At 72.3% G+C, this 20,863-nt stretch carries 20 protein-coding genes; 11 read left to right on the top strand and 9 right to left on the bottom strand.

Annotation, left to right across the window (positions count from 1 at the left end):
- Positions 1–221: 221 nt before the first annotated feature.
- A complete protein-coding gene (locus ACWCYY_RS14395) occupies positions 222–839 on the top strand; it encodes a TetR/AcrR family transcriptional regulator (RefSeq protein ID WP_449796172.1) in 618 nt (205 codons plus the stop codon).
- Between the two features lie 130 nt (positions 840–969).
- On the top strand, positions 970–1,839 hold the full coding sequence (locus tag ACWCYY_RS14390; protein WP_449796171.1) for an alpha/beta fold hydrolase: 870 nt from the start codon (positions 970–972) through the stop codon (positions 1,837–1,839).
- A gap of 57 nt (positions 1,840–1,896) precedes the next feature.
- Here the strand turns inward: ACWCYY_RS14390 and ACWCYY_RS14385 are convergent, their stop codons facing one another.
- Positions 1,897–2,109, bottom strand: a complete 213-nt coding sequence (locus ACWCYY_RS14385; RefSeq protein WP_345290628.1) for a DUF5302 domain-containing protein — start codon at positions 2,107–2,109, stop codon at positions 1,897–1,899.
- Positions 2,110–2,407: 298 nt separating this feature from the next.
- Here ACWCYY_RS14385 and ACWCYY_RS14380 point away from each other — a divergent pair, with 298 nt between their 5' ends.
- Entirely contained in the window at positions 2,408–3,229 is an 822-nt protein-coding gene (locus ACWCYY_RS14380; protein ID WP_345290629.1) for an integrase, read from the top strand.
- A gap of 68 nt (positions 3,230–3,297) precedes the next feature.
- On the opposite strand, the gene ACWCYY_RS14375 is transcribed toward ACWCYY_RS14380, so the two are convergent.
- Together ACWCYY_RS14375 and ACWCYY_RS14370 are read right to left on the bottom strand one after the other, a co-directional pair.
- On the bottom strand, positions 3,298–4,248 hold the full coding sequence (locus ACWCYY_RS14375; protein ID WP_449796170.1) for a pirin family protein: 951 nt from the start codon (positions 4,246–4,248) through the stop codon (positions 3,298–3,300).
- A gap of 124 nt (positions 4,249–4,372) precedes the next feature.
- Complete coding sequence (locus ACWCYY_RS14370; protein WP_380149505.1) at positions 4,373–4,894, bottom strand: SseB family protein; 522 nt, start codon at positions 4,892–4,894, stop codon at positions 4,373–4,375.
- 159 nt (positions 4,895–5,053) lie between these two features.
- On the opposite strand from ACWCYY_RS14370, the gene ACWCYY_RS14365 reads away from it, so the two are divergent.
- Positions 5,054–6,883, top strand: coding sequence for an acyl-CoA dehydrogenase (locus ACWCYY_RS14365; protein WP_345290644.1), 1,830 nt, complete (start codon positions 5,054–5,056; stop codon positions 6,881–6,883).
- 97 nt (positions 6,884–6,980) lie between these two features.
- Here the strand turns inward: ACWCYY_RS14365 and ACWCYY_RS14360 are convergent, their stop codons facing one another.
- The 3 genes from ACWCYY_RS14360 to ACWCYY_RS14350 are packed head-to-tail and all read right to left on the bottom strand — an operon-like array spanning position 6,981 to position 10,491.
- Entirely contained in the window at positions 6,981–8,234 is a 1,254-nt protein-coding gene (locus ACWCYY_RS14360) for an ABC transporter permease (RefSeq protein WP_345290645.1), read from the bottom strand.
- The gene (locus tag ACWCYY_RS14355) at positions 8,234–9,013 is read right to left on the bottom strand and encodes an ABC transporter ATP-binding protein (protein WP_449796169.1); all 780 of its coding nucleotides are present in this window, start codon (positions 9,011–9,013) and stop codon (positions 8,234–8,236) included. The genes ACWCYY_RS14360 and ACWCYY_RS14355 overlap by 1 nt, the downstream gene beginning before the upstream one ends.
- On the bottom strand, positions 9,010–10,491 hold the full coding sequence (locus ACWCYY_RS14350) for a peptidoglycan-binding protein (RefSeq protein ID WP_449796168.1): 1,482 nt from the start codon (positions 10,489–10,491) through the stop codon (positions 9,010–9,012). Before ACWCYY_RS14350 ends, ACWCYY_RS14355 begins: the two co-directional genes overlap by 4 nt.
- 364 nt (positions 10,492–10,855) lie before the next feature.
- On the opposite strand from ACWCYY_RS14350, the gene ACWCYY_RS14345 reads away from it, so the two are divergent.
- Positions 10,856–12,157: a M18 family aminopeptidase gene (locus ACWCYY_RS14345; RefSeq protein WP_345290648.1), complete on the top strand. Its 1,302-nt coding sequence runs from the start codon at positions 10,856–10,858 to the stop codon at positions 12,155–12,157.
- An 82-nt stretch (positions 12,158–12,239) separates the two neighbouring features.
- On the opposite strand, the gene ACWCYY_RS14340 is transcribed toward ACWCYY_RS14345, so the two are convergent.
- The gene (locus ACWCYY_RS14340; RefSeq protein WP_345290649.1) at positions 12,240–12,662 is read right to left on the bottom strand and encodes a DUF350 domain-containing protein; all 423 of its coding nucleotides are present in this window, start codon (positions 12,660–12,662) and stop codon (positions 12,240–12,242) included.
- A gap of 106 nt (positions 12,663–12,768) precedes the next feature.
- Here ACWCYY_RS14340 and ACWCYY_RS14335 point away from each other — a divergent pair, with 106 nt between their 5' ends.
- The 6 genes from ACWCYY_RS14335 to ACWCYY_RS14310 all read left to right on the top strand — a co-directional run bounded on the left by ACWCYY_RS14335 (position 12,769) and on the right by ACWCYY_RS14310 (position 18,803).
- Positions 12,769–13,074 carry a hypothetical protein gene (locus tag ACWCYY_RS14335; protein ID WP_345290650.1) on the top strand — a complete coding sequence of 102 codons (306 nt, stop codon included), beginning with the start codon at positions 12,769–12,771 and terminating at the stop codon, positions 13,072–13,074.
- Between the two features lie 7 nt (positions 13,075–13,081).
- The gene (locus tag ACWCYY_RS14330; RefSeq protein WP_345290651.1) at positions 13,082–14,302 is read left to right on the top strand and encodes a glutathionylspermidine synthase family protein; all 1,221 of its coding nucleotides are present in this window, start codon (positions 13,082–13,084) and stop codon (positions 14,300–14,302) included.
- An 80-nt stretch (positions 14,303–14,382) separates the two neighbouring features.
- Positions 14,383–15,186, top strand: coding sequence for a hypothetical protein (locus tag ACWCYY_RS14325; RefSeq protein ID WP_449796167.1), 804 nt, complete (start codon positions 14,383–14,385; stop codon positions 15,184–15,186).
- Positions 15,187–15,218: 32 nt separating this feature from the next.
- Positions 15,219–16,019, top strand: a complete 801-nt coding sequence (locus tag ACWCYY_RS14320; RefSeq protein WP_449796166.1) for a hypothetical protein — start codon at positions 15,219–15,221, stop codon at positions 16,017–16,019.
- Positions 16,020–16,114: 95 nt separating this feature from the next.
- The gene (locus tag ACWCYY_RS14315; protein WP_449796165.1) at positions 16,115–16,936 is read left to right on the top strand and encodes a hypothetical protein; all 822 of its coding nucleotides are present in this window, start codon (positions 16,115–16,117) and stop codon (positions 16,934–16,936) included.
- Between the two features lie 52 nt (positions 16,937–16,988).
- Positions 16,989–18,803 carry an NHL domain-containing thioredoxin family protein gene (locus tag ACWCYY_RS14310; RefSeq protein WP_345290655.1) on the top strand — a complete coding sequence of 605 codons (1,815 nt, stop codon included), beginning with the start codon at positions 16,989–16,991 and terminating at the stop codon, positions 18,801–18,803.
- Between the two features lie 3 nt (positions 18,804–18,806).
- Here the strand turns inward: ACWCYY_RS14310 and ACWCYY_RS14305 are convergent, their stop codons facing one another.
- Together ACWCYY_RS14305 and ACWCYY_RS14300 are read right to left on the bottom strand one after the other, a co-directional pair.
- Positions 18,807–19,400, bottom strand: a complete 594-nt coding sequence (locus tag ACWCYY_RS14305) for a GNAT family N-acetyltransferase (RefSeq protein ID WP_345290656.1) — start codon at positions 19,398–19,400, stop codon at positions 18,807–18,809.
- Positions 19,401–19,506: 106 nt separating this feature from the next.
- Positions 19,507–20,790: an adenylosuccinate synthase gene (locus ACWCYY_RS14300; protein WP_449796164.1), complete on the bottom strand. Its 1,284-nt coding sequence runs from the start codon at positions 20,788–20,790 to the stop codon at positions 19,507–19,509.
- Positions 20,791–20,863 lie beyond the last annotated feature (73 nt).

Raw genomic sequence — 20,863 nt, 5'->3', positions numbered from 1 at the left:
GGGGCGCGAGGAACATAGGTGGTCACTCCGGGGCGCGAGGAACGTAGGTGGTCACCCCGGGGGCGCGGGGAACTGCGCGAGTCGGAAGGCGGCCCAGCGTGAGGTCGGGGCAGGCGAGCCAGTTGCACGTGCTGCCGTTTCCCTGCGCCCCCGGCATCACCACCTGCGTGCGCCGCGCAGGCCCTACCCTGGAGGGCCGGATGCGGAGTGAGGTGGGAGCAGTGGCCGGAACAGCCACCGACGGACGGGTGCAGCGGGGCAACGAGACCCGTCGCGCGGTGCTCGGCCGGGCCGTCGAGGTGGCCTCGGTCGAGGGGCTGGGGGCGCTGTCGATCGGGCGCCTGGCCACTGACCTGGGGCTGAGCAAGAGCGGGGTGTTCGCCGCCTTCGGGTCGAAGGAGGAGCTCCAGCTCTCCACCGTCCGGGCCGCCCGCCGGATCTTCTACGACGTCGTGATCGCCCCGCACGAGCAGGAGGCCCCGGGTCTGTCGAAGCTGCGTGCCCTGTGCGCGAGCTGGGTCGGCTACGCCCGCGACCGGGTCTTCCCGGGCGGCTGCTTCTTCCAGTCGGTCTCGGCGGAGTTCAACACCCAGCCCGGCCCGATCCGGGACGCCCTGGCCGAGGCCGCCCGCGACTGGGAGGGCCTCCTGATCGACCTCGTCCGCGCCGCCCGCGCCGCCGGCGAACTGACCCCGGCCGCCGAGCCCGAGCAGCTCGCCTTCCTCCTGGTCGCCGCGATGGAGACCGCCAACGCGCAGAGCCTGCTCCTCGACGAACCGGCCCGCTTCGACCGCGCCGCGACCGTCATCGACCGGACCCTCACCGCCTTCGCCTCCTGACCCCCGCCCGTCCCCACCCGCACCGTTCACCGTCCGCCGTCCACTCTCCAAAAACTGCACGAACGGTCGTGCTAATATATTTCCCCAGAGAGGCCGCACACCCATGCCGCGGCCCGACCGGGGAGCGCCCATGGACCTGTCCGTCGCCCTGATCCGCACCACCCTCAACGCCACGGCGGCCCTCGCGCCCCGCCTGGCCGGCCACGCCGCCTTCGCCCTCTTCCTCCGCCCGGTGCACCGCAGCCGTCTGCGCCCCGAGGAGCGCGAGCTGCACGCCGCCGCCGCGGTCGAGCGCATCGAGGTGCACGGCACCGCCGTCACCACCTACCGCTGGGGCGACGGTGCGCGCCCGGTGCTGCTGCTGCACGGCTGGCAGTCCCGCGCCTCCCGCTACGCCGCCCTGATACCCCGGCTGCGCGCACTCGGCCTCACCGTGGTCTCCTTCGACGCCCCCGGCCACGGCGAGTCGGCCGGCCGGACGGTGACGATCCTCGACTACCGCGAGGCGATCCGTCAGCTGCACGACCGCCACGGCCCGTTCGAGGCGGTGGTCGCCCACTCCCTCGCGGTCCCGGCCGCCGTGCTGGCGCTGCGCGACACCGCCAAGGCCGGGCGCCTGGTGGCGATCGCCGGCCCGGGGGACTTCGACTTCTTCCCGCGCGCCTTCGCCGCCGGCCTCGGTCTCGGCGGCTGGGCGGTCCCCGAACTGCGCCGCCGGATCGCCGCTGTGCTCCCGCCCGGCCTGGAGTATCCGGGCCTCAGCCCGGTGCACCGCCCGGAGGAGCTCGCCCTGCCCGTCCTCCTGGTGCACGACGAGGACGACCGCGTGATCCCGTACGCCGAGTCCGGCCCGCTCCACGCGGCGTACGAGCCGTACGGCGCACGCCTGCTGACCACCCGTGGGCTCGGCCACAAGCGGGTGCTCACCGAGCCGGCCGTGCTCGACAACGTGCTCGGCTTCCTCGCCGAACCGTTCCCCGTCCCCACCCCCGCCCGCTGAGACGCGAAGGGCGGCCCTCCCCTGGGGGAGGACCGCCCGGACGGCGCCGAGGGGCCGTCAGCCGCCGCTCTTGCGACGGAAGTTCCGCTTGCCGCCGGCCGCCGCGTGGGTGCCGTGGATCTTCGACTCCCCGCCCTGGCCGCCACCGTTGCCGCCCTTGGCGCCCTGCTTGCGGGCGAGCGCGGCGAGGAACTTCGCCTTCTGGTCGTCGGGCTCGGCGACGGGCTCCTCGCTCGCCGTCGGCTCGACGGGATCGGGGGTGGCGCTCATGTGTGACCTCCAGGAACCGGTACCGGTGTTACGGGGTCACCCTGTCACGCCCGGGGCCGTCCGGCTGGCCATTTCCCCGCCGGGCCCGGTGGCGGTTCAGTGCGGCCGGTCCCGGTACTCCGGGCCGCCGATCAGGTAGAGCAGGGCGAGTGTCGGGAAGCCGATCGCGGCGATCAGCAGGACGAAGAACTGCAGCACCATCACGTGAGGCTCCTGAAAAGGTGACAGAACAGGACATTCACGACGCTATCCCGTCGGCACCCTGTCCGCTCGCGCGCTCCGCCGCCACACTGTCGGGATGCAGGTAGAGCTCGCGGGCGAACCGCAGAAGCCGGGCCGGGAGAGCGAGGACTTCGCCGCCGCCAGCCCGGAGGCACTGGTACTGCTGGACGGGTCGAGCAGTCCGGAGGACTTCGAGTCCGGCTGCCGGCACGGCACCCCTTGGTACGTCCGGCGCCTCGGCGTCCACCTCCTGGCCAGACTCACCGACCGGGCCGACCGCTCGATCGCCGAGTGCCTGGCCGACGCCATCGTCGAGACGGCCGCGCTGCACGGCGGCCGCTGCGACCTGGCCCACCCCAACACCCCGGCCGCCATGGTGGTGGCGGCCCGGCTGCACGGCAGTTCGCTGGAGTACCTGGTGCTCGGCGACTCGATGCTGGTGCTGGACCTCAAGGACGGCCCGCCCCGGGTGATCGGGGACAACCAGCGCTTCCCCGCCGGTGAGCTGCTGCGGCGTCAGATCTGGTCCACCGTCCCCGGTTCGGCCGAACGGGCGGACCTCCACCTGCGCTACGCCCTCGCCGTCCGGGCGGCCCGCAACACCGGGCACGGCCCGTGGATCGCCGCCGCCTCCCCGCGCGCGGCCGGCCACGCCGAGACCGGCTTCGTCCGGCTGACCGCCCTGCGGGCCGTCGCCGCCCTCAGTGACGGGGCCTCCCGCTGGACGGAGCGCTTCGGCCTCGGCAGCTGGTCCGACGCCGTCCACCTGCTCGCCGAACAGGGCCCGGCCGAACTGATCGCCCAGGTCCGCGCCACCGAGCGGACCGACGCGCACTGCCGCCGCTGGCCCCGCGGCAAGGCCCACGACGACGCCTCCGCCCTCTACGCCCGGATCTGACGGAACGCCGACGGAACGCCGGAGGCCGGGCCCCCGCACGGGGACCCGGCCTCCGGCCCGACGGCGGGTCAGTCCGTCGGCTGCCCGAAGGCGCCCGACTGGAAGTCCCGCATGGCCTGCTCCAGCTCGCGGTGGCTGTTCATCACGAACGGCCCGTAGTGCGCGACCGGCTCCCGGATCGGCTGCCCGCCCAGGATGATCACGTCCAGGTTGGGGTGCCGGGAGTCCTGCTTGGCGTCGGCCGCGATGGTGAGGGTGTCGCCCTCGCCGAAGACCGCCGACTGGCCGGTGCGGATCGGCCGGCGCTCGGCGCCGATCGTCCCGTCGCCGTTGAGCACGTAGGCCAGCGCGTTGTAGTCCTGCCGCCAGGGCAGGGTGAGCTCCGCGCCGGGCGTGACGGTGGCGTGCAGCAGGGTGATCGGGGTGTGGGTGATGCCCGGGCCCTCGTGGCCGTCCAGCTGACCCGCGATCAGGCGGAGGACCGCGCCGCCGTCCGGCGTGGTGAGCAGCTTGACGTGGCCGCCGTGGATGTCCTGGTACCGGGGCTGGGTCATCTTGTCCGCGGCCGGCAGGTTCACCCAGAGCTGGATGCCGTGGAACAGGCCGCCGGTCAGCACCAGCGACTCCGGCGGGGTCTCGATGTGCAGGATGCCCGAGCCGGCCGTCATCCACTGGGTGTCGCCGCCGCCGAGGTGGCCGCCGCCGCCGTGCGAGTCCTTGTGGATGAACTCGCCGTCGATCAGGTAGGTGACGGTCTCGAAGCCGCGGTGCGGGTGCCACGGGGTGCCCTTGGGCTCTCCGGCGGCGTACTCCACCTCGCCCATCTGGTCCATCATGATGAACGGGTCGAGGTACTTGGTGTTGATCTTGGCGAAGGCCCGGCGGACCGGGAAGCCCTCGCCCTCGAAGCCCTCCGGGGCGGTGACCACCGCGAGCACCGGTCGAGGGGTGTTGGTCGCGGCGTCCGGGGTGGCGACGCGCGGAAGGGTCAGCGGGTTCTCGACGGTCACGGCGGGCATGTCGGCCTCCTTCTTCGGGGTTCTCTGGCCTACGTCGGCCAATGTAGTTCAATCCTCAACAACAATCAAGTTGAAAGTTGAACCATTGGGTCATGGGTCTCCCCTGGGGGATCCCCGAGGGGGCTCAGCCGTACATCCGCCGCATGGTGAAGTCGACCATCTGCTCCACCGCCTTGGCGTCGAACACCATCCGGTGCTCGCCCTCCATGTCGAGGGCGAAGCCGTAGCCGGTCGGCAGCAGGTCGAGGACCTCGGCGCCGGTGACGCTGAAGTGCTTGGAGTCCTTGCCGGCGTAGCGGCGCAGCTCCTTGAGCGAGCTGAACATCGGGATCACCGGGGTCGGCGTGTTGTGCAGCGCCAGGAAGCCGGGGCGGTCGCCGCGCGGGCAGTGGACCTTGGAGGTGATGAAGATCGCCTGGAAGTCCTCGACCGGCATGGCGCCGGTGGTGAAGGCCCGGACCGCGTCCGCGAGGGATGGCGGCGAGGGTTCCGGGTAGAGAGACTGCTGGGGGGCGGCCTGCGGAGGCTGTTCGCCGTACTGGCCGGGGCCCGGCATGCCGTTCATCCCCTGCTGCTGGGCGTGCTGCTGCTGCGCCTGCTGCTGGTAGGGGTCGCCCTGGTACCCGGTCTGCTCGTAGCCGTACACGGGGTCAAGGTTATCGGCGGACGTGACCCTCTTCATAGCCCCTTCGGCTCCAGGGGCTTGTGCATGTTACTTACGGGTAGCATCATGGTGCCTACTGGTGGGTAAGTGGGGCGCTCGAAGGTGGCGGACCCGCGGAAGCGACGAACCGGAGAAACGGTCATGGGTCACTACAAGTCCAACCTGCGCGACGTGGAGTTCAACCTCTTCGAGGTGTTCGGTCGTGACCAGGTCTACGGCACCGGTCCGTACGCCGACATGGACGTCGAGACCGCGAAGAACATCCTCAGCGAGATCTCCCGGCTGGCCGAGAACGACCTCGCCGCCTCCTTCGCCGACACCGACCGCAACCCGCCGGTCTTCGACCCGGAGACCAACACCGCTCCGATCCCGGAGACCTTCAAGAAGAGCTACCAGGCGTACATGGACGCCGAGTGGTGGCGTCTGGGCATCCCGGAGGCGATCGGCGGCCAGGTCACCCCGTCCTCGCTGATCTGGGCCTACGCCGAGCAGATCCTGGGCTCCAACCCCGCCATCTGGATGTACTCCTCCGGTCCGGCCTTCGCCGGCGTCGTCTACGACGAGGGCACCGAGGAGCAGCACAAGGTCGCCAAGCACATGGTCGACCGCCAGTGGGGCGCCACCATGGTGCTGACCGAGCCGGACGCCGGTTCTGACGTGGGCGCCGGCCGCACCAAGGCGATCAAGCAGGAGGACGGCTCCTGGCACATCGAGGGCGTCAAGCGCTTCATCACCTCGGGCGAGCACGACATGTCCGAGAACATCATCCACCTGGTGCTGGCCCGCCCCGAGGGCGGCAAGCCGGGCACCAAGGGCCTGGGCCTGTACATCGTCCCCAAGTTCGACTTCGACTGGGAGACCGGCGAGCTGGGCGAGCGCAACGGCGCCTACGCCACCAACGTCGAGCACAAGATGGGCCTCAAGGCCTCCAACACCTGCGAGATGACCTTCGGCGCCAAGCACCCCGCCAAGGGCTGGCTGGTCGGCGAGACCGTCGACGGCATCCGCCAGATGTTCAAGATCATCGAGTTCGCCCGGATGATGGTCGGCACGAAGGCCATCGCCACCCTCTCCACCGGCTACCTGAACGCGCTGGAGTACGCCAAGGAGCGCGTGCAGGGCGCCGACATCTCGCAGTTCCTGGACAAGACCGCGCCGCGCGTCACCATCACCCACCACCCGGACGTGCGCCGCTCGCTGCTGACCCAGAAGGCGTACGCCGAGGGCATGCGCGCCCTGGTGCTCTACACCGCCTCCGTCCAGGACGACGTGATGGCCGCCCGCCTGCGCGGCGAGCACGACGACGCGGCCGAGCGCCTGAACGACCTGCTGCTCCCGATCGTCAAGGGCTACGGCTCGGAGAAGTCCTACGAGCAGCTCGCCCAGTCCCTGCAGACCTTCGGCGGCTCCGGCTTCCTGCAGGAGTACCCGATCGAGCAGTACATCCGCGACGCCAAGATCGACACCCTGTACGAGGGCACCACCGCGATCCAGGGCCTGGACTTCTTCTTCCGGAAGATCGTCAAGGACGGCGGCCAGGCGCTCACCGTGGTCTCCGAGCAGATCAAGAAGTTCCTGGCCACCGGCGAGGGCGGCGAGGCCCTGGCGGCCGAGCGCGAGCTGCTCGGCAAGGCGGCCGGCGACCTGGAGGCGATCGTCGGCAAGCTGCTGGCCGACCTCTCCTCGGTCGAGCAGGACGTCAAGAACATGTACAAGGTGGGCCAGAACACCACCCGCCTGCTGATGGCCTCGGGCGACGTGGTGGTCGGCTGGCTGCTGCTCCGTCAGGCCTCCGTGGCGCTGGCCAAGCTGGAGGCCGGTGCCACCGCCAAGGACGTGCCGTTCTACCAGGGCAAGGTCGCGGCCGCGAAGTTCTTCGCCCGCAACGTCCTGCCGACGGTCACCCCGCAGCGCCTGATCGCCGAGGGCATCGACAACGAGCTCATGGAGCTGGCGGAGGAGGCCTTCTAGGCCTCGCCCGGAAGACTGCCTGACACACCCTCAGCACCCGGGGCCCGGTCCGACTGGACCGGGCCCCGCGGTGCGTTCCCGCGGATCGCGCCCGGGGTCAGCCGCCGCCGCGCAGCGCCTTCAGCGGGTCGGTGCGGGCCGCCCGCAGCGACGGGTAGAGGCCGGCCAGCAGGCCGGTCACCGAGCCGATCAGCGGAGCGGGCAGGGTGGTGGCCGGGTGCATGACCGCCGTCCAGTCCCGGGCGGCCGCCACCACCAGCACCGTCAGCACGCCGAGGCTGGTGCCGACCAGGCCGCCGAGGGTGCCCAGCACGGTCGACTCGGTGAGGAACTGGCCCGCGATGTGCCTGGTCCTGGCGCCGAGCGCGCGGCGCAGGCCGATCTCCTCGGTGCGCTCCAGCACGGCCACCAGGGTGGTGTTGGCGATGCCCACCGCGCCGACCAGCAGGCAGATCGCGGCCAGCGCCAGGAAGAGCCCGGTCAGGTCCGAGGTGACCCGGTCGCGCAGGCCGTGCGGATCGGGCGGCGGGGTGACGGCGAAGGAGCCGGGGGAGTCCGGGCGCAGGGCGGTCGCGACCTGCTCGGCCACCACCGCGGCCGCGCCGGTGCGGGTGGCGATCAGCCCCTGGGCGCTGCGGTCGGGCTCGGTGCCGGGGTTGCCGTAGCGCTCCAGCGCCGTGCTCGCCGGGACGATCACCCCGAGCAGGGTGGCGGGCAGCCGCTGGACGTCCGAGTAGATCCCGATCACCGTGTACGGCAGCCCGTCCAGGAAGACGGCCGGCTGCACCTCCAGCCGGCTCACCCCGAGCCGCTTGGCGGCGGCCTGACTGAGCATCACCACCGGCTGCGCCGTCCGCTGCGCGAAGGCGTCCACGGTCACGCCGCCCACCAGCGTGGGGGCCATCGCGGCGACCGCGCCCGGGGTGGCCGCGAAGACGGTGAGGCCGGTGCCGGCGCTCTGCGCCTCGGTGGGGCGGGCCGAGAGCACCGGGTTGGCGGGGAGCGGCCACCAGACGCCGGCCGCGGTGACGCCGTCGATCCCGGCGAGACGGGCGTCCGCGTCCTCGGGGAAGCTCGGTGGCGGGTTGGTGCCGGGGCGGACGCCGTCGGTCCGCGGGCGGTCGGCGACGTTCACGGTGGTGGCCCTGGTCAGGTCGAACTGCTCGCCGATCCGTCCGGAGGCGGTCGCGGTGAGGCCCAGCACCGCCACGAAGGCGCCGATGCCGAGCACCGTCCCCAGCACGGTGAGGACCGACCGGCCGGGGCGCTGGAGGATGCCGGCCAGGGCCTCGGCGCACAGGTCCCGCGGGCCGAGCCGGGAGCCGGGCTCCGGCAGCGGGTGACGGGCCATCAGCGGACCACCTCCGAGGTCTCGGAGAGCACGCCGTCCCGGATCGCCACCTGCCGGCCGGCCCGGGCCGCCACCGCCGGGTCGTGGGTGATGACCACCAGGGTGTAGCCCTGGCCGTGCAGCCCGTCGAACTGCGCGAGCACCGCCTCGGCGTTGGCGGAGTCCAGGTTCCCGGTCGGTTCGTCGCACAGCAGCAGGCTCGGCCGGTTCACCAGGGCCCGGGCGATGGCGACCCGCTGGCGCTCGCCGCCCGACATGGTGGTCGGCAGCGCGCCCAGCCGGTGGCCCAGCCCGACCAGCCGCAGCGCCTCCCGGGCCGCCCCGGCCCGTTGGGCCCGGGGCACCCGGTTGTAGACCTGGGCCAGCACCACGTTCTCCTCGGCGGTGCGGTGCGGCAGCAGGTGGAAGGACTGGAAGACGAAGCCGATCCGGCGCCCGCGCAGCGTGGACCGGTCGCGGTCGCGCAGCGCGCCGGTGTCGATGCCGTCGAGCTCGTACCGCCCCTCGGTGGGGGTGTCGAGCAGGCCGAGCAGGTGCAGCAGGGTGGACTTCCCCGAGCCCGACGGCCCGGTGACGGAGACGTACTCGCCCTGGCGGACCGTCAGGTCGGCGGGCCGCAGCGCGACCACGGGCGGCTGCCCGGCGAAGCTGCGGCCGACGCCGGCCAGCCGGATGACGGGAGGCCCGTCCGCGGGCGCGCCGGTGGTCCGGGCGGGCGGACCGGCCGCCTCGGTCGGCGTACCGGCGGTCGGGGCGGGCGCCCCGGTGGCCGGGCTCATGAGCCGACCACCACCTGGTCGCCGGGCTTCAGGGCACCCTCGATGTCGGGGACGACGCCGACCAGGCCGTCGGCGCTGACGCCGGTGGTGACCGGCACGTCGGCCCGCAGACCGCCGGCCCCCACGGTGCTGACGGCGGTCCGTCCGGCCGTGTCGGTGAAGACCGCCGCCACCGGGACGGCGGTGACCGGCCGGCCGACGGTGTCCTTGAGGATGGTGATCCGGACGTTCCTGCCGCTCAGCGCGGCCGGCAGCGGGCTGTCGGGGGTCACGGTGACCGGGATGTACGAGGGGCCGGCCGGGGCCCCGCCCCCCTGGGCCGGCGCGGGGGCGGCGCCACCGGCGTTCTGACCGGCGGCGGCCCCGCCGAGCGCGATCACCTTGCCGGCCGGCGGGGTGGTGGTCGGCGCGCCCAGCTCGGCGACCCTGCCGGTGAGCTTGGTGCCGGTCTCCTCGTCCAGGACCTCGACCGCCATGCCGGCCTTGACCGCGGCCGCCTGGGCCGGGGGCAGCTGGCCCGTGACGGTCAGTCCGCCGCTGGTGAGCGAGAGCAGGGCACCCGCGACCGGGGCCCCGACCGAGCCGTTCACGGCCGTGACGGTGGCCGGCAGGGCGGGCAGGAAGACCACGTGGGCGGCCGGCACCATCGGGCCGTTCACCGCCACGGCCCGGGCCAGCGCCGCCTGGTCGGCCGTCACCTGCTTCCTGGCGGCGGCGATCTGCTGGTCGAGGCCGGCTCCGACGGACGGCTGCTCGGACGGCGTCCCGGCCGGCCGGCCGGAGTTCCGCTGCGCGACCAGGGCGTCCACCGTCTGCCGACCGGTGTCCACCGCCTTCTGCGCGGCGTCCACCGCCTGCTGGGTGGCGGGGCCGGTGACCGGGACCGGATACCCGAGGCGGCGGTAGAACCCCGTGACCGCCGTCTTCGTGCCGGGGCCGAAGGTCCCCTTCTCGTCCGAACCGGTCGAGTGCCCCAACTCGCCCAGGGCCTCTTGTAGTTCGACCACGTCCGGACCGCTGGACCCGGGCTTCAGGTCGCGGTACGCGGGCACGGCGCCCCTCAGGACGTACACCGGCTGGCCGGACACCTCGGCGAGCAGCCGGCCGCCGGTCACCGTGTCGCCGGCCCTGGCGCCCGCCTTGGACAGGAAGAGCTGGATGACCTCGGTCGACGCGGCGGTCGGCACCACGTCGTACCGCGTGGGCGGGTACACCGAGGCCCGCGCCGTCACCGAGGGGTTGAGCACCCGGCTGACGGCCGGGACGGTGAGCAGGGTGCGGGGCGGCGGGGCCGTCCGGGCCGCGCGCTCCGCCGGGGACTTCACCAGGGTGGTGGCCGCCAGCCCGCCGGTGGACAGCACGGCCGAGACCACCGCGACCACCAGCACCACCCGCTGCCGCCGGGCCGCCGCGGACCGTCCGGGCGGGTGGCCCTCCGGCGGCCCGCCGGCGTCCGGCCACGGGCTCTTCCTGCGCATCACGGACACCCTCGTCCCCCCAGGCGGCCCGCGGTCGAGTGGGCGGGCCGTTCCGGGTGAATTGTTGTGGATGCTCAGTCAGTTGGGGCCGGAACCGGCACAATCGGAGGTCGGGGGGCGGAGACGGCGCACCGCCTCGCGCGGGCGGAGGGCCCCCTGGGGCCGGGAGGAGAACGGATCGGGGCACGGCTTCGAGGGCCGGAACGACGGATTCCGGGGAGCGGACTGGGGGAAAGGCAACGAGCGCTTCACCGTTGTGTCACCGTTGTTGAGTTCACAGCGTCATGTCCGTGTACGGGCATATGCTCGGGTGCGAAGACCGGTCCCCCATCGGGCTTCAGCCCTCCCTCGACCCAGGAGCAGCATGTCGACCGCCGTCCGCCCGGCCTCCTTCGACCGAACGCACACCGACGACCTGATCGCCTTCCTCAGCGCATCGCCGTCGCCGTTCCACGCGGTGGCCAGCGCGGCCGAGCGGCTCGAGAAGGCCGGCTTCCGCCGGGTGGCCGAGACCGATGCCTGGGACGCCGCGGCCGGCGGCCGGTACGTGGTCCGGGGCGGCGCGCTGATCGCCTGGTACGTGCCGGAGGGCGCGGGCCCCGAGACCCCGTTCCGGGTGGTGGGCACCCACACCGACTCGCCGAACCTGCGGGTCAAGCCGGTGCCGGACACCGGCTCGGCCGGCTGGCGGCAGGTCGCGGTGGAGATCTACGGCGGCGTCCCGCTGAACACCTGGCTGGACCGCGACCTCGGCCTCTCCGGCCGACTCGCCCTGCGCGACGGCAGCGTGACGCTGGTTCAGCTGGACGAGCCGCTGCTGCGCGTGCCGCAGCTCGCCATCCACCTGGACCGCCAGGTGAACGACGGCATGAAGCTCGACAAGCAGCGCCACCTCACGCCGATCTGGGGCCTGGGCAAGGTCACCGAGGGCTCCCTGATCGAGTACGTCGCCGAGCGGGCCGGTCTGGCCGCCTCCGACGTGATCGGCTGGGACTTGATGACCCACGACGTCCAGCCGCCCGCGTACCTGGGCAAGGACCGCGAGCTGCTCGCCGCTCCGCGGCTGGACAACCTGCTCTCGGTGCACGCCGGCACCGCCGCGCTGGCCGCGGTGGCCACGGCCGGCGGCGAGCCCGGCTGCATCCCGGTGCTGGCCGCCTTCGACCACGAGGAGACCGGCAGCGAGTCCGACACCGGCGCCCAGGGCCCGCTGCTTGGGAACGTGCTGGAGCGCAGTGTCTACGCGCGGGGAGGCACTCCGGAGGACCGCGCCCGCGCGCTGGCCGGGACCATCTGCCTCTCGTCCGACATGGGCCACGCCGTCCACCCGAACTACACCGAGCGCCACGAGCCCGGCCACCAGCCGCTGCCCAACGGCGGCCCGATCCTCAAGGTCAACGTCAACAACCGGTACGCCACCGACGCGCTCGGCCGCGCCGTCTTCACCGCCGCCTGCGAGAAGGCCGGCGTGCCGTGGCAGACCTTCGTCTCCAACAACTCGATGCCCTGCGGCACCACCATCGGCCCGATCACCGCGGCCCGCCTCGGCATCACCACGGTGGACTGCGGCATCGCCGCGCTCTCCATGCACTCCGCCCGCGAGCTCTGCGGCGCCGAGGACCCGTACCTGCTGGCCGCCGCCCTCAAGGCCTTCCTGGAGGGCTGACGCCGCGGCGCCGACGGAACGACAGGACCCCCTGGAGCAGAGGCTCCAGGGGGTCCTGTGCGCGATGCGACGTCAGGCGATGTCAGGCGATCGAGGCGGCGATGATCGCGGCCACCGCGAGGTTCATGCTGGCGGTCACCCAGACCGCCGGGTGCGGCTCCGGGTCGACCAGGATGGCGCCCAGCTTGCCCGGCGTCAGCACGTCCAGCAGCCAGAAGGCCACCGCCATCAGCACCAGGCCGAGCACGCCGAAGGCCGCGGTGGTGGCCAGGCCCTTGCCGAAGTCGTCGTAGGTGTACATGATCGCGGTGAAGACGATCCCGCCGATCCCGAGCAGTGCGGAGCTGAGCACCAGGGCGGCGTTGCGGTTGCGGTCCACCCAGATCTGGTGGCTCAGCTTCCCGGGGGTCAGCAGGTCCACCAGGCCGACGCCGAGCAGCAGCAGGACCACGCCCACCGCCCCGAAGACGGCGGCGGCGCCGAGGCCGTTGACGATGTCGTTCACTGGGTGGCCCCCCGGAGTGGAAAGAGTCGGAATCCCTGGCTCAAGGATCGGCAAAAGATATCCCATCGGGTTCCCTTTGGGACCCTTCCCAGTAGCATCTCCCGCCATGACCTCCACTCCCGTCCCCGACCGCCGCAGATCGGGCTTCGTCGCGCTGGGCATGGTCGGCACGCTGGCCCTCGCACTGACGAGCTGCTCCTCGAACAGCAGCGCCCCGCGCCGCTGCGTCGACCCGGGCAGCCTCAAGGTGCTGGACAACCACTCCTGCACCGACAGCAAGACCTCGGCCGGCCGCTGGTACTACTGCGGCTCCGGCTCGCTCAGCGCCACCGGCGGCACCTTCGTCAAGGCCGACACCAAGCGCGGCGGCTTCGGCTGCCCGTCCGGCTCCTCCGGCTCCGGCGGGGGCTGAGCAGCCGATGCGCCGTCACACCATCACCCCGCGCCCCGACTGGCAGCCCACCGTCGAGTCCCAGGGCCTGATCTACGCCGTCTGCCAGGACCCCTGCAACCAGGGCGGCCCGCACGCCTACTGGGACGAGAGCGCCTACTACGAGTTCTCGCTGCCCGAGGTGGAGGCACTGGAGGAGGTGGTCGAGGAGCTGCACGAGCTCTGCCTGGAGGCCGCCGACCACGTGGTGCGGACGGAGCGGTACGCCGACTACGGCCTGACCGATCCCCGGGTGACGGCGATGATCGCCGAGTCCTGGCGGCGCCGCGACGAGCAGCCCTCCGTCTACGGCCGGTTCGACCTGGCCTACGACGGCACCGGCCCGGCCAAGCTGTTCGAGTACAACGCGGACACCCCGACCTCGCTGATCGAGGCGGCCGGTCCGCAGTGGTTCTGGATGGAGCAGCTCTTCCCCGGCGCCGACCAGTGGAACTCGCTGCACGAGCGCCTGGTCGCCTCCTGGGAGCGGCAGAAGCACCTGCTGCCGCCCGGCCCCGTGCACTTCGCCCACTCCCGCGGCGACACCGAGGGCGAGGACTGGATGACCACCCTCTACCTCCAGGAGACCGCGGAGCAGGCCGGCCTGGAGACCATCGGCATCGCCGTCGAGGACATCGGCCTGGACGGCCTGACCGGCCGCTTCGTCGACCTGGAGCAGCGCTACATCCGCTCGCTCTTCAAGCTCTACCCCTGGGAGTGGCTCACCGAGGAGGAGTTCACCCCCGCCCTGCTCTCCGGCGTCGACCTGGGCGGTTCCACCGGCAACACCCTGTGGATCGAACCGCCGTGGAAGATGCTGCTCTCCAACAAGGCGCTGCTCGCGGTCCTCTGGGAGCTCAACCCCGGCCACCCCAACCTGCTCCCCGCCTACCTGGACGGCCCCCGCGAACTCGCCGCCACCGGCTACGCGATGAAGCCGCTGCTCGGCCGGGAGGGCGCGGGCGTGCGGATCGTCGAACCCGACGGCCACGAGACCAGGCTGGCCGAGTGGGCCGGCGACCCGGACCGCTACGGCAAGGAGGGCTTCTGCTACCAGCAGCTCTGCCCCCTCCCCGACTTCGACGGCAACCGCCCGGTCCTCGGGACCTGGGTCGTCGACGGCGAGGCCGCCGGCCTCGGCATCCGCGAGACCGACGACTCCCCCATCACCCACCAGGGCGCCCGCTTCCTCCCCCACCTGATCCGCTGACGCGTCGTCGGCCCCCCGGTGTCGGCGTCCGTCCGTGCCCGGTGTAGGAAAGGGGCCGACACACGAGGGGGATCACGACCATGAGGAAGACGCTGCGCGGACGGGCGGCCGCGCTGCTCGGAGCCGCCCTGCTGGCCACGGCCGTCCCGGCCCTGACCACGACCCCGGCCGCCGCGGCCGGCCCGGTGTACCTGGAGGCCGGCAAGCGGCTGGGCCCGGGGGAGAGCCTGGCCGACGGCGAGTCCCGTCTGGTGATGCAGGGGGACGGGAACCTGGTGCTGTACCTGGTCGGTCCGTCCGGGCAGAACGCCGTCCCGCTGTGGGCGAGCGGGACGTACAACAACTGGGGTGCGTACGCCGTCATGCAGGCGGACGGCAATTTCGTGATCTACCGTCAGAACGGCAGCGGCCCGGGCGACGCGCTCTGGTCCAGCGGCACCTGGAACAGCCCGGGGGCACGCCTCCAACTGCTGGACGGGACGGTCTACGTCACCAGCGCCACCATCGGCCACCGGAGCTGGCAGAGCGGTACCAGCCGCTACGGCACGCCCGACAACGTGACCGGCCTCGGCTCCGGCTCCCGCACCGACTCGAAGTCCGTCTGGCTGGTGATGCAGTCGGACGGGAACCTGGTGCTCTACCGCAAGCGGGACGGCCAGGCGCTGTGGGCCACCGGTACCTGGAACCACCCGGGTGCCACGGCGGGCCTGCCCTACGGCACCGGCGAGTTCCTGGTCAGCGACCCCCGGCAGGGCCGGATCTGGTCCAACGGCGTCGACGTCCGGACCCAGGCCAGGGCCAAGCTCCAGGACGACGGCAACTTCGTGGTCTACGACGCCGCGGGCCGGGCCCTCTGGTCCACCGGGACCTGGGGCAACTGGTAGACCGTCAGACCGACATCGGGGAGTCCGAGGAAATGCGCAAGACCATGCTCAGAAGGGCCGCCGCCCTGATCGGCGCGGCCGTGTTCGCCGCCGCGGTGCCCGCGCTGTCGGCCACCCCGGCCGCGGCCGCGGACTCCGCCTACCTGCGGGCCGGCCAGCGGCTGGATCCCGGCGCGAGCATCAGCAGCGGGGAGTCCCGCCTGGTGATGCAGGGGGACGGGAACCTGGTGCTGTACCTGGTCGGTTCGTACGGCCAGAACGCCGTCCCGCTGTGGGCGAGCGGGACGTACAACAACTGGGGTGCGTACGCCGTCATGCAGGCGGACGGCAATTTCGTGATCTACCGTCAGAACGGCAGCGGCCCGGGCGACGCGCTCTGGTCCAGCGGCACCTGGGGATCGCAGGGCGCGTACGTCCAGCTGCTGGACGGCTCGTTCTACGTCAACGGGTCGCCCCGGCGGTGGGAGAGCGGGACCGGCCACCGGGCCGTGTTCGACCGCATGGGCGGGCTGGCCTCCGGCCAGTACGTGGCCTCCAACTCGGTCTGGCTGGTGATGCAGCTGGACGGGAACCTGGTGCTCTACCGCAAGCGGGACGGCGCGGGCCTCTGGTCCACCGGCACGTGGAGGTACCCGGGCGCGGTGACGACGGTCAGCTACAACACCGGCGAGCTCTCGGTGTGGCGCATGCAGGGACCGGCGGGGACGCTCTGGTCCAACCACGTCACCGACCCGAGCGGCGCGACCCCCAAGGTCCAGGACGACGGCAACTTCGTGCTGTACAACGGCCAGGGCCGGCCCATCTGGGCCAGCGGCACCTACGGCAACTGGTGATCACCCCCGCCTGACGGCCCGTCCGGGCCGCAGTGTAGAAATCGTGGGTCCACGGAGGTTCCGTGGACCCACGATCTCCTTGGGGGCTCCGCACCATGCGGACGAACACTCTCGGCCGCGCCGCGGCCGCCCTGCTCAGCGCCGTCCTGCTGGCCGTCGCGGCTCCGGCCGTGACCGCCTCGGCGGCCGAGGCCGAGTTCGCCACCCTCGGGTCCGGCGAGCGGCTGGAGCCGGGCGAGGCCCTGGTCAGCGGCGAGGCCGCGCTGGTGATGCAGGAGGACGGCAACCTGGTGCTCCGGCTGGTCAACGACCAGGGCGACCTCGGCCCGGCGGTCTGGGCCAGCGGCACCTACGGCAACCGGTCCGCGTACGCCGTCATGCAGGAGGACGGCAACTTCGTGGTCTACCGCCAGAACGGCGCCGGCGCGCTCTGGAGCACCCGCAGCTGGGGCCACCCGGGGGCCACCCTGACCATGCTCGGCGGCTGGCTGCGGGTCGGCGACAACTCCACCTACTGGAACCCCGGGACGGGTCTCGGCGCGGCGGTCCAGGGCAACGGCACGCCCCGGGAGGGCGTCGTCAACCAGAGCCGGGTCCTGGAGCCCGGGCAGTGGGTCCGGTCGAACTCGGTCTGGCTGCTCAACCAGCAGGACGGCAACGTGGTGCTCTACCGCAAGCGGGACGGCGCCGCGCTCTGGTCCACCGGGACCTGGAACCGGCCGGGCCAGGGCCTCACGGTGAACAACATCCACGGCAACCTGTACCTGCGGGACATGAACACCCACAACATCAGCTGGACCCTGCCGACCAGGAACCAGCCCAACGCCTACGCCAAGGTCCAGGACGACGGCAACTTCGTCCTCTACTCCCAGACCGGCCAGCCGCTCTGGTCCACCGGCACCTGGGGCAACTGGTAGCCACCGCCCGCACGAGGAATGCGGCCGTGCCCCCATGCGGTTGGATGGGGGCATGGCTACTCGTGCTCGTGTCCGCGCCCCCGAACTCGTGGGGAAGGGCGGCTGGCTGAACACCGGCGGCAAGGACCTGTCGCTGGCTGACTTCCGCGGCAAGATCCTGGTCCTGGACTTCTGGACCTTCTGCTGCATCAACTGCCTCCACGTCCTGGACGAACTCCGGGAGTTGGAGGAGAAGCACCGCGACACCCTGGTGATCGTCGGCGTGCACTCGCCCAAGTTCGTCCACGAGGCCGAGCACCAGGCCGTGGTGGACGCGGTGGCCCGGTACGAGGTGCACCACCCGGTGCTGGACGACCCGGAGCTGGTCACCTGGAAGCAGTACGCCGTCCGGGCCTGGCCGACGCTGGTGGTGATCGACCCGGAGGGGTACGTGGTCGCCCAGCACGCCGGCGAGGGGCACGCGCACGCGATCGCCAAGCTGGTCGAGGAGCTGGAGCAGGAGCACGCCGCCAAGGGCACCCTGCGCCGCGGCGACGGCCCGTACGTCGCGCCGGAGCCGGTCGCCGGGGACCTGAAGTTCCCGGGCAAGGCGGTCCTGCTGCCGAACGGGCACTACCTGGTCGCCGACTCGGGCCACCACTCGCTGGTCGAGCTGGCCGAGGACGGCGAGACGGTGGTGCGCCGGATCGGCGACGGCGAGCGCGGCTTCACCGACGGCACCGCGCCCCGGTTCAGCGAGCCCTCGGGCCTGGCGCTGGCCCCGGAGGGCCTCGGCTACGACGTGGTGGTGGCCGACACGGTCAACCACGCGCTGCGCGGGGTGAGTCTGGCCGACGGCTCGGTGACCACGCTGGCCGGCACCGGCAAGCAGTGGTGGCAGGGCTCGCCCACCTCGGGCCCCGGCCGCGAGGTCGACCTCTCCTCGCCCTGGGACGTGGCCTTCTTCGACGGCCGGGTCTGGATCGCGATGGCCGGCGTGCACCAGCTCTGGGCCTACGACCCGGCGTCCGGTGAGGTCGCGGTGGCGGCGGGCACCACCAACGAGGGCCTGGTGGACGGCCCGGTGGCGGAGGCCTGGTTCGCCCAGCCCTCCGGTCTGGCGGTCTCCGCGGACGGCGAGAAGCTCTGGGTCGCCGACTCCGAGACCTCGGCGGTCCGTTGGGTTTCACGTGAAACCCAGACCGTGCACACGGCCGTCGGCACCGGCCTGTTCGACTTCGGCCACCGCGACGGCGAGGCCGGCCAGGCCCTGCTCCAGCACCCGCTCGGGGTGACCGTCCTCCCGGACGGCTCGGTGGCGATCGCCGACACCTACAACCACGCGCTGCGCCGCTTCGACCCCTCCACGGGCGAGGTCACCACCCTCGCCACCGACCTGCGCGAGCCCTCCGGCGCGGTGCTGGTCGGCGGCGACATCGTGGTGGTCGAGTCGGCCCGGCACCGGCTCACCCGGCTCCGGCTCCCCGAGGAGGCCGTCCGGGTCGAGGCGGTGGCCCACCGCACCCAGCGCGCCGCCACCGAGGTGGCCCCGGGCCCGCTCCGGCTGGACGTGGTCTTCCAGGCCCCCACCGGCCAGAAGCTGGACGAGCGCTACGGCCCGTCCACCCGGCTGCTGGTCTCCTCCACCCCGCCCGAGCTGCTGCTCTCCGGCGCCGGCGCGGAGAGCGACCTCACCCGCGAGCTGGTGCTCAACGGCGAGCTCACCGAGGGCGTGCTGCACGTCTCCGCGATGGCCGCCTCCTGCGACGACGACCCGGAGATCGAGTACCCGGCCTGCCACGTGCACCAGCAGGACTGGGGCGTCCCGGTGAAGCTGGTCGCGGGCGGGGCCGACCGCCTGCCGCTGGTGCTGGCGGGCATGGAGTAGGGATCAGCCCCGGGCCAGACGGCCCGTCAGGACGTTCTTCGCGAGCGGCCACTCGTCCGCGAGCATCGAGAAGTACACGCTGTCCCGCCAGCTGCCGTCCCGGCGCTGGCGGGACCGGCGCAGGGTCCCCTCGTACTGCGCGCCCAGGCGCCGGATGGCGTCCTGCGAGCGCTGGTTGAGGTGGTCGGTCTTCCAGAAGACCCGGCCCATGCCGAGCTCCTCGAAGGCGTGGGTGAGCAGCAGCAGCTTGGACTCGGTGTTCACCGCCGTCCGCCAGGCCGACCGGGCGTACCAGGTGCCGCCGATCTCCAGCTGCTCGTGCTCGGCCGAGGCGTCGAAGTAGCAGGTCATGCCGATCGCCCGCCCGGTCTCCACCGGGACCACCGCGAACGGGACGCAGTCCGCGTCCCCGGTGCGCGCCTCGACCGCCGCCACCATCTCCCCGGGCGTGCCCGGCACCGGCCCCAGGATCCAGCGGAACACCTCCTCGTCGCCCCCGGCCGCCTCGAACAGGTCGGCCGCGTGCGCGGTGGTGAGCGGCTCCAGCCGGACGTGACGGCCGGTCAGGACGGTGGGGGAGGGCAGCTTCGCGGTCATGTCCCGGTACGTTAGCCGCGCTTTGCACTAGCAGCAAGGGCACTATGCACTAGTGCAAAAGCAAAGGGCCCCACCCGAAGGTGGGGCCCTGCGCTCAACTACCGGATCAGATGAAGGAGTTGATCTGGATCGTCTCGGTCCGGCCGGGGCCGACGCCGATCGCGGAGATCGGGGCGCCCGACATCTCCTCCAGCGCCTTCACGTAGGCCTGCGCGTTCTTCGGCAGGTCGGCGAAGGTCTTCGCCTTCGAGATGTCCTCGGTCCAGCCGGGGAAGTTCTCGTAGATCGGCTTGGCGTGGTGGAAGTCGCTCTGGTTGTACGGGAGTTCCTCGACGCGCTTGCCGTCGATCTCGTACGCGACGCAGACCGGGATCTGCTCCCAGCCGGTCAGCACGTCCAGCTTGGTGAGGAAGAAGTCGGTCATGCCGTTCACCCGGGTCGCGTAGCGCGCGATCACCGCGTCGAACCAGCCGCAGCGGCGGTCACGGCCGGTGGTGACACCACGCTCGCCGCCGATCCGGCGCAGCGCCTCGCCGTCCGCGTCCAGCAGCTCGGTCGGGAACGGGCCGGAGCCGACCCGGGTGGTGTACGCCTTCAGGATGCCGATGACCCGGTCGATCTTGGTCGGGCCGATGCCGGACCCGGTGCAGGCGCCGCCGGCGGTCGGGTTCGAGGAGGTGACGAAGGGGTACGTGCCGTGGTCGACGTCGAGCAGGGTGCCCTGGCCGCCCTCCAGCAGGACCACCTTGTTCGCCTTCAGCGCCTCGTCGAGCACCAGCGTGGTGTCGGCCAGGAAGGGCTTGAGCTTGTCGGCGTAGCCCAGGTACTCCTGCACCACCAGGTCGGCCGGGATGGCACGGCGGTTGTAGAGCTTGACCAGCAGCTGGTTCTTGTCGTGCAGCGCCGCTTCGACCTTCTGGATCAGGATCGACTCGTCGAAGAGGTCCTGGACCCGGATGCCGACGCGGTTGATCTTGTCCGCGTAGGTCGGGCCGATGCCGCGGCCGGTGGTGCCGATCCGGCGCTTGCCGAGGAAGCGCTCGGTGACCTTGTCCAGGGTCCGGTGGTACGGCGTGATCAGGTGCGCGTTGCCCGAGATCAGCAGCTTCGAGGTGTCGATGCCGCGCTCGTTCAGGCCGTTGAGCTCGGAGAGCAGCACGCCGGGGTCGATCACGACGCCGTTGCCGATCACCGGGACGACGTTCGGGCTGAGGATGCCGGAGGGCAGCAGGTGCAGGGCGTACTTCTGATCGCCGATGATCACCGTGTGACCGGCGTTGTTACCGCCCTGGTAGCGGACGACGTAGTCGACGGAGCCGCCGAGCAGGTCCGTCGCCTTCCCCTTGCCCTCGTCTCCCCACTGGGCACCAACGATCACGAGTGCCGGCACAGGCGTACACCCCTTCGGGTTGGGGCATCCTGCGTAGGCCGCAGTCTGCCCCGAGATAGACGAAGCCCCTGGC

The sequence above is a fragment of the Kitasatospora sp. NPDC001664 genome, assembly GCF_053596675.1.
Note: the sequence above shows the minus strand (reverse complement) of the source record. Positions and strands in the feature narration are given on the sequence as shown.

What these genes read in the sequence shown, in the direction of transcription:
- ACWCYY_RS14390 (WP_449796171.1), top strand. Translation starts at nt 970, where the DNA reads ATGGACCTGTCCGTCGCCCTGATCCGCACCACCCTCAACGCCACGGCG.
- ACWCYY_RS14385 (WP_345290628.1), bottom strand. Translation starts at nt 2,109, where the DNA reads ATGAGCGCCACCCCCGATCCCGTCGAGCCGACGGCGAGCGAGGAGCCC.
- ACWCYY_RS14380 (WP_345290629.1), top strand. Translation starts at nt 2,408, where the DNA reads ATGCAGGTAGAGCTCGCGGGCGAACCGCAGAAGCCGGGCCGGGAGAGC.
- ACWCYY_RS14375 (WP_449796170.1), bottom strand. Translation starts at nt 4,248, where the DNA reads ATGCCCGCCGTGACCGTCGAGAACCCGCTGACCCTTCCGCGCGTCGCC.
- ACWCYY_RS14365 (WP_345290644.1), top strand. Translation starts at nt 5,054, where the DNA reads ATGGGTCACTACAAGTCCAACCTGCGCGACGTGGAGTTCAACCTCTTC.
- ACWCYY_RS14360 (WP_345290645.1), bottom strand. Translation starts at nt 8,234, where the DNA reads ATGGCCCGTCACCCGCTGCCGGAGCCCGGCTCCCGGCTCGGCCCGCGG.
- ACWCYY_RS14355 (WP_449796169.1), bottom strand. Translation starts at nt 9,013, where the DNA reads ATGAGCCCGGCCACCGGGGCGCCCGCCCCGACCGCCGGTACGCCGACC.
- ACWCYY_RS14350 (WP_449796168.1), bottom strand. Translation starts at nt 10,491, where the DNA reads ATGCGCAGGAAGAGCCCGTGGCCGGACGCCGGCGGGCCGCCGGAGGGC.
- ACWCYY_RS14345 (WP_345290648.1), top strand. Translation starts at nt 10,856, where the DNA reads ATGTCGACCGCCGTCCGCCCGGCCTCCTTCGACCGAACGCACACCGAC.
- ACWCYY_RS14335 (WP_345290650.1), top strand. Translation starts at nt 12,769, where the DNA reads ATGACCTCCACTCCCGTCCCCGACCGCCGCAGATCGGGCTTCGTCGCG.
- ACWCYY_RS14330 (WP_345290651.1), top strand. Translation starts at nt 13,082, where the DNA reads ATGCGCCGTCACACCATCACCCCGCGCCCCGACTGGCAGCCCACCGTC.
- ACWCYY_RS14325 (WP_449796167.1), top strand. Translation starts at nt 14,383, where the DNA reads ATGAGGAAGACGCTGCGCGGACGGGCGGCCGCGCTGCTCGGAGCCGCC.
- ACWCYY_RS14320 (WP_449796166.1), top strand. Translation starts at nt 15,219, where the DNA reads ATGCGCAAGACCATGCTCAGAAGGGCCGCCGCCCTGATCGGCGCGGCC.
- ACWCYY_RS14315 (WP_449796165.1), top strand. Translation starts at nt 16,115, where the DNA reads ATGCGGACGAACACTCTCGGCCGCGCCGCGGCCGCCCTGCTCAGCGCC.
- ACWCYY_RS14310 (WP_345290655.1), top strand. Translation starts at nt 16,989, where the DNA reads ATGGCTACTCGTGCTCGTGTCCGCGCCCCCGAACTCGTGGGGAAGGGC.
- ACWCYY_RS14305 (WP_345290656.1), bottom strand. Translation starts at nt 19,400, where the DNA reads ATGACCGCGAAGCTGCCCTCCCCCACCGTCCTGACCGGCCGTCACGTC.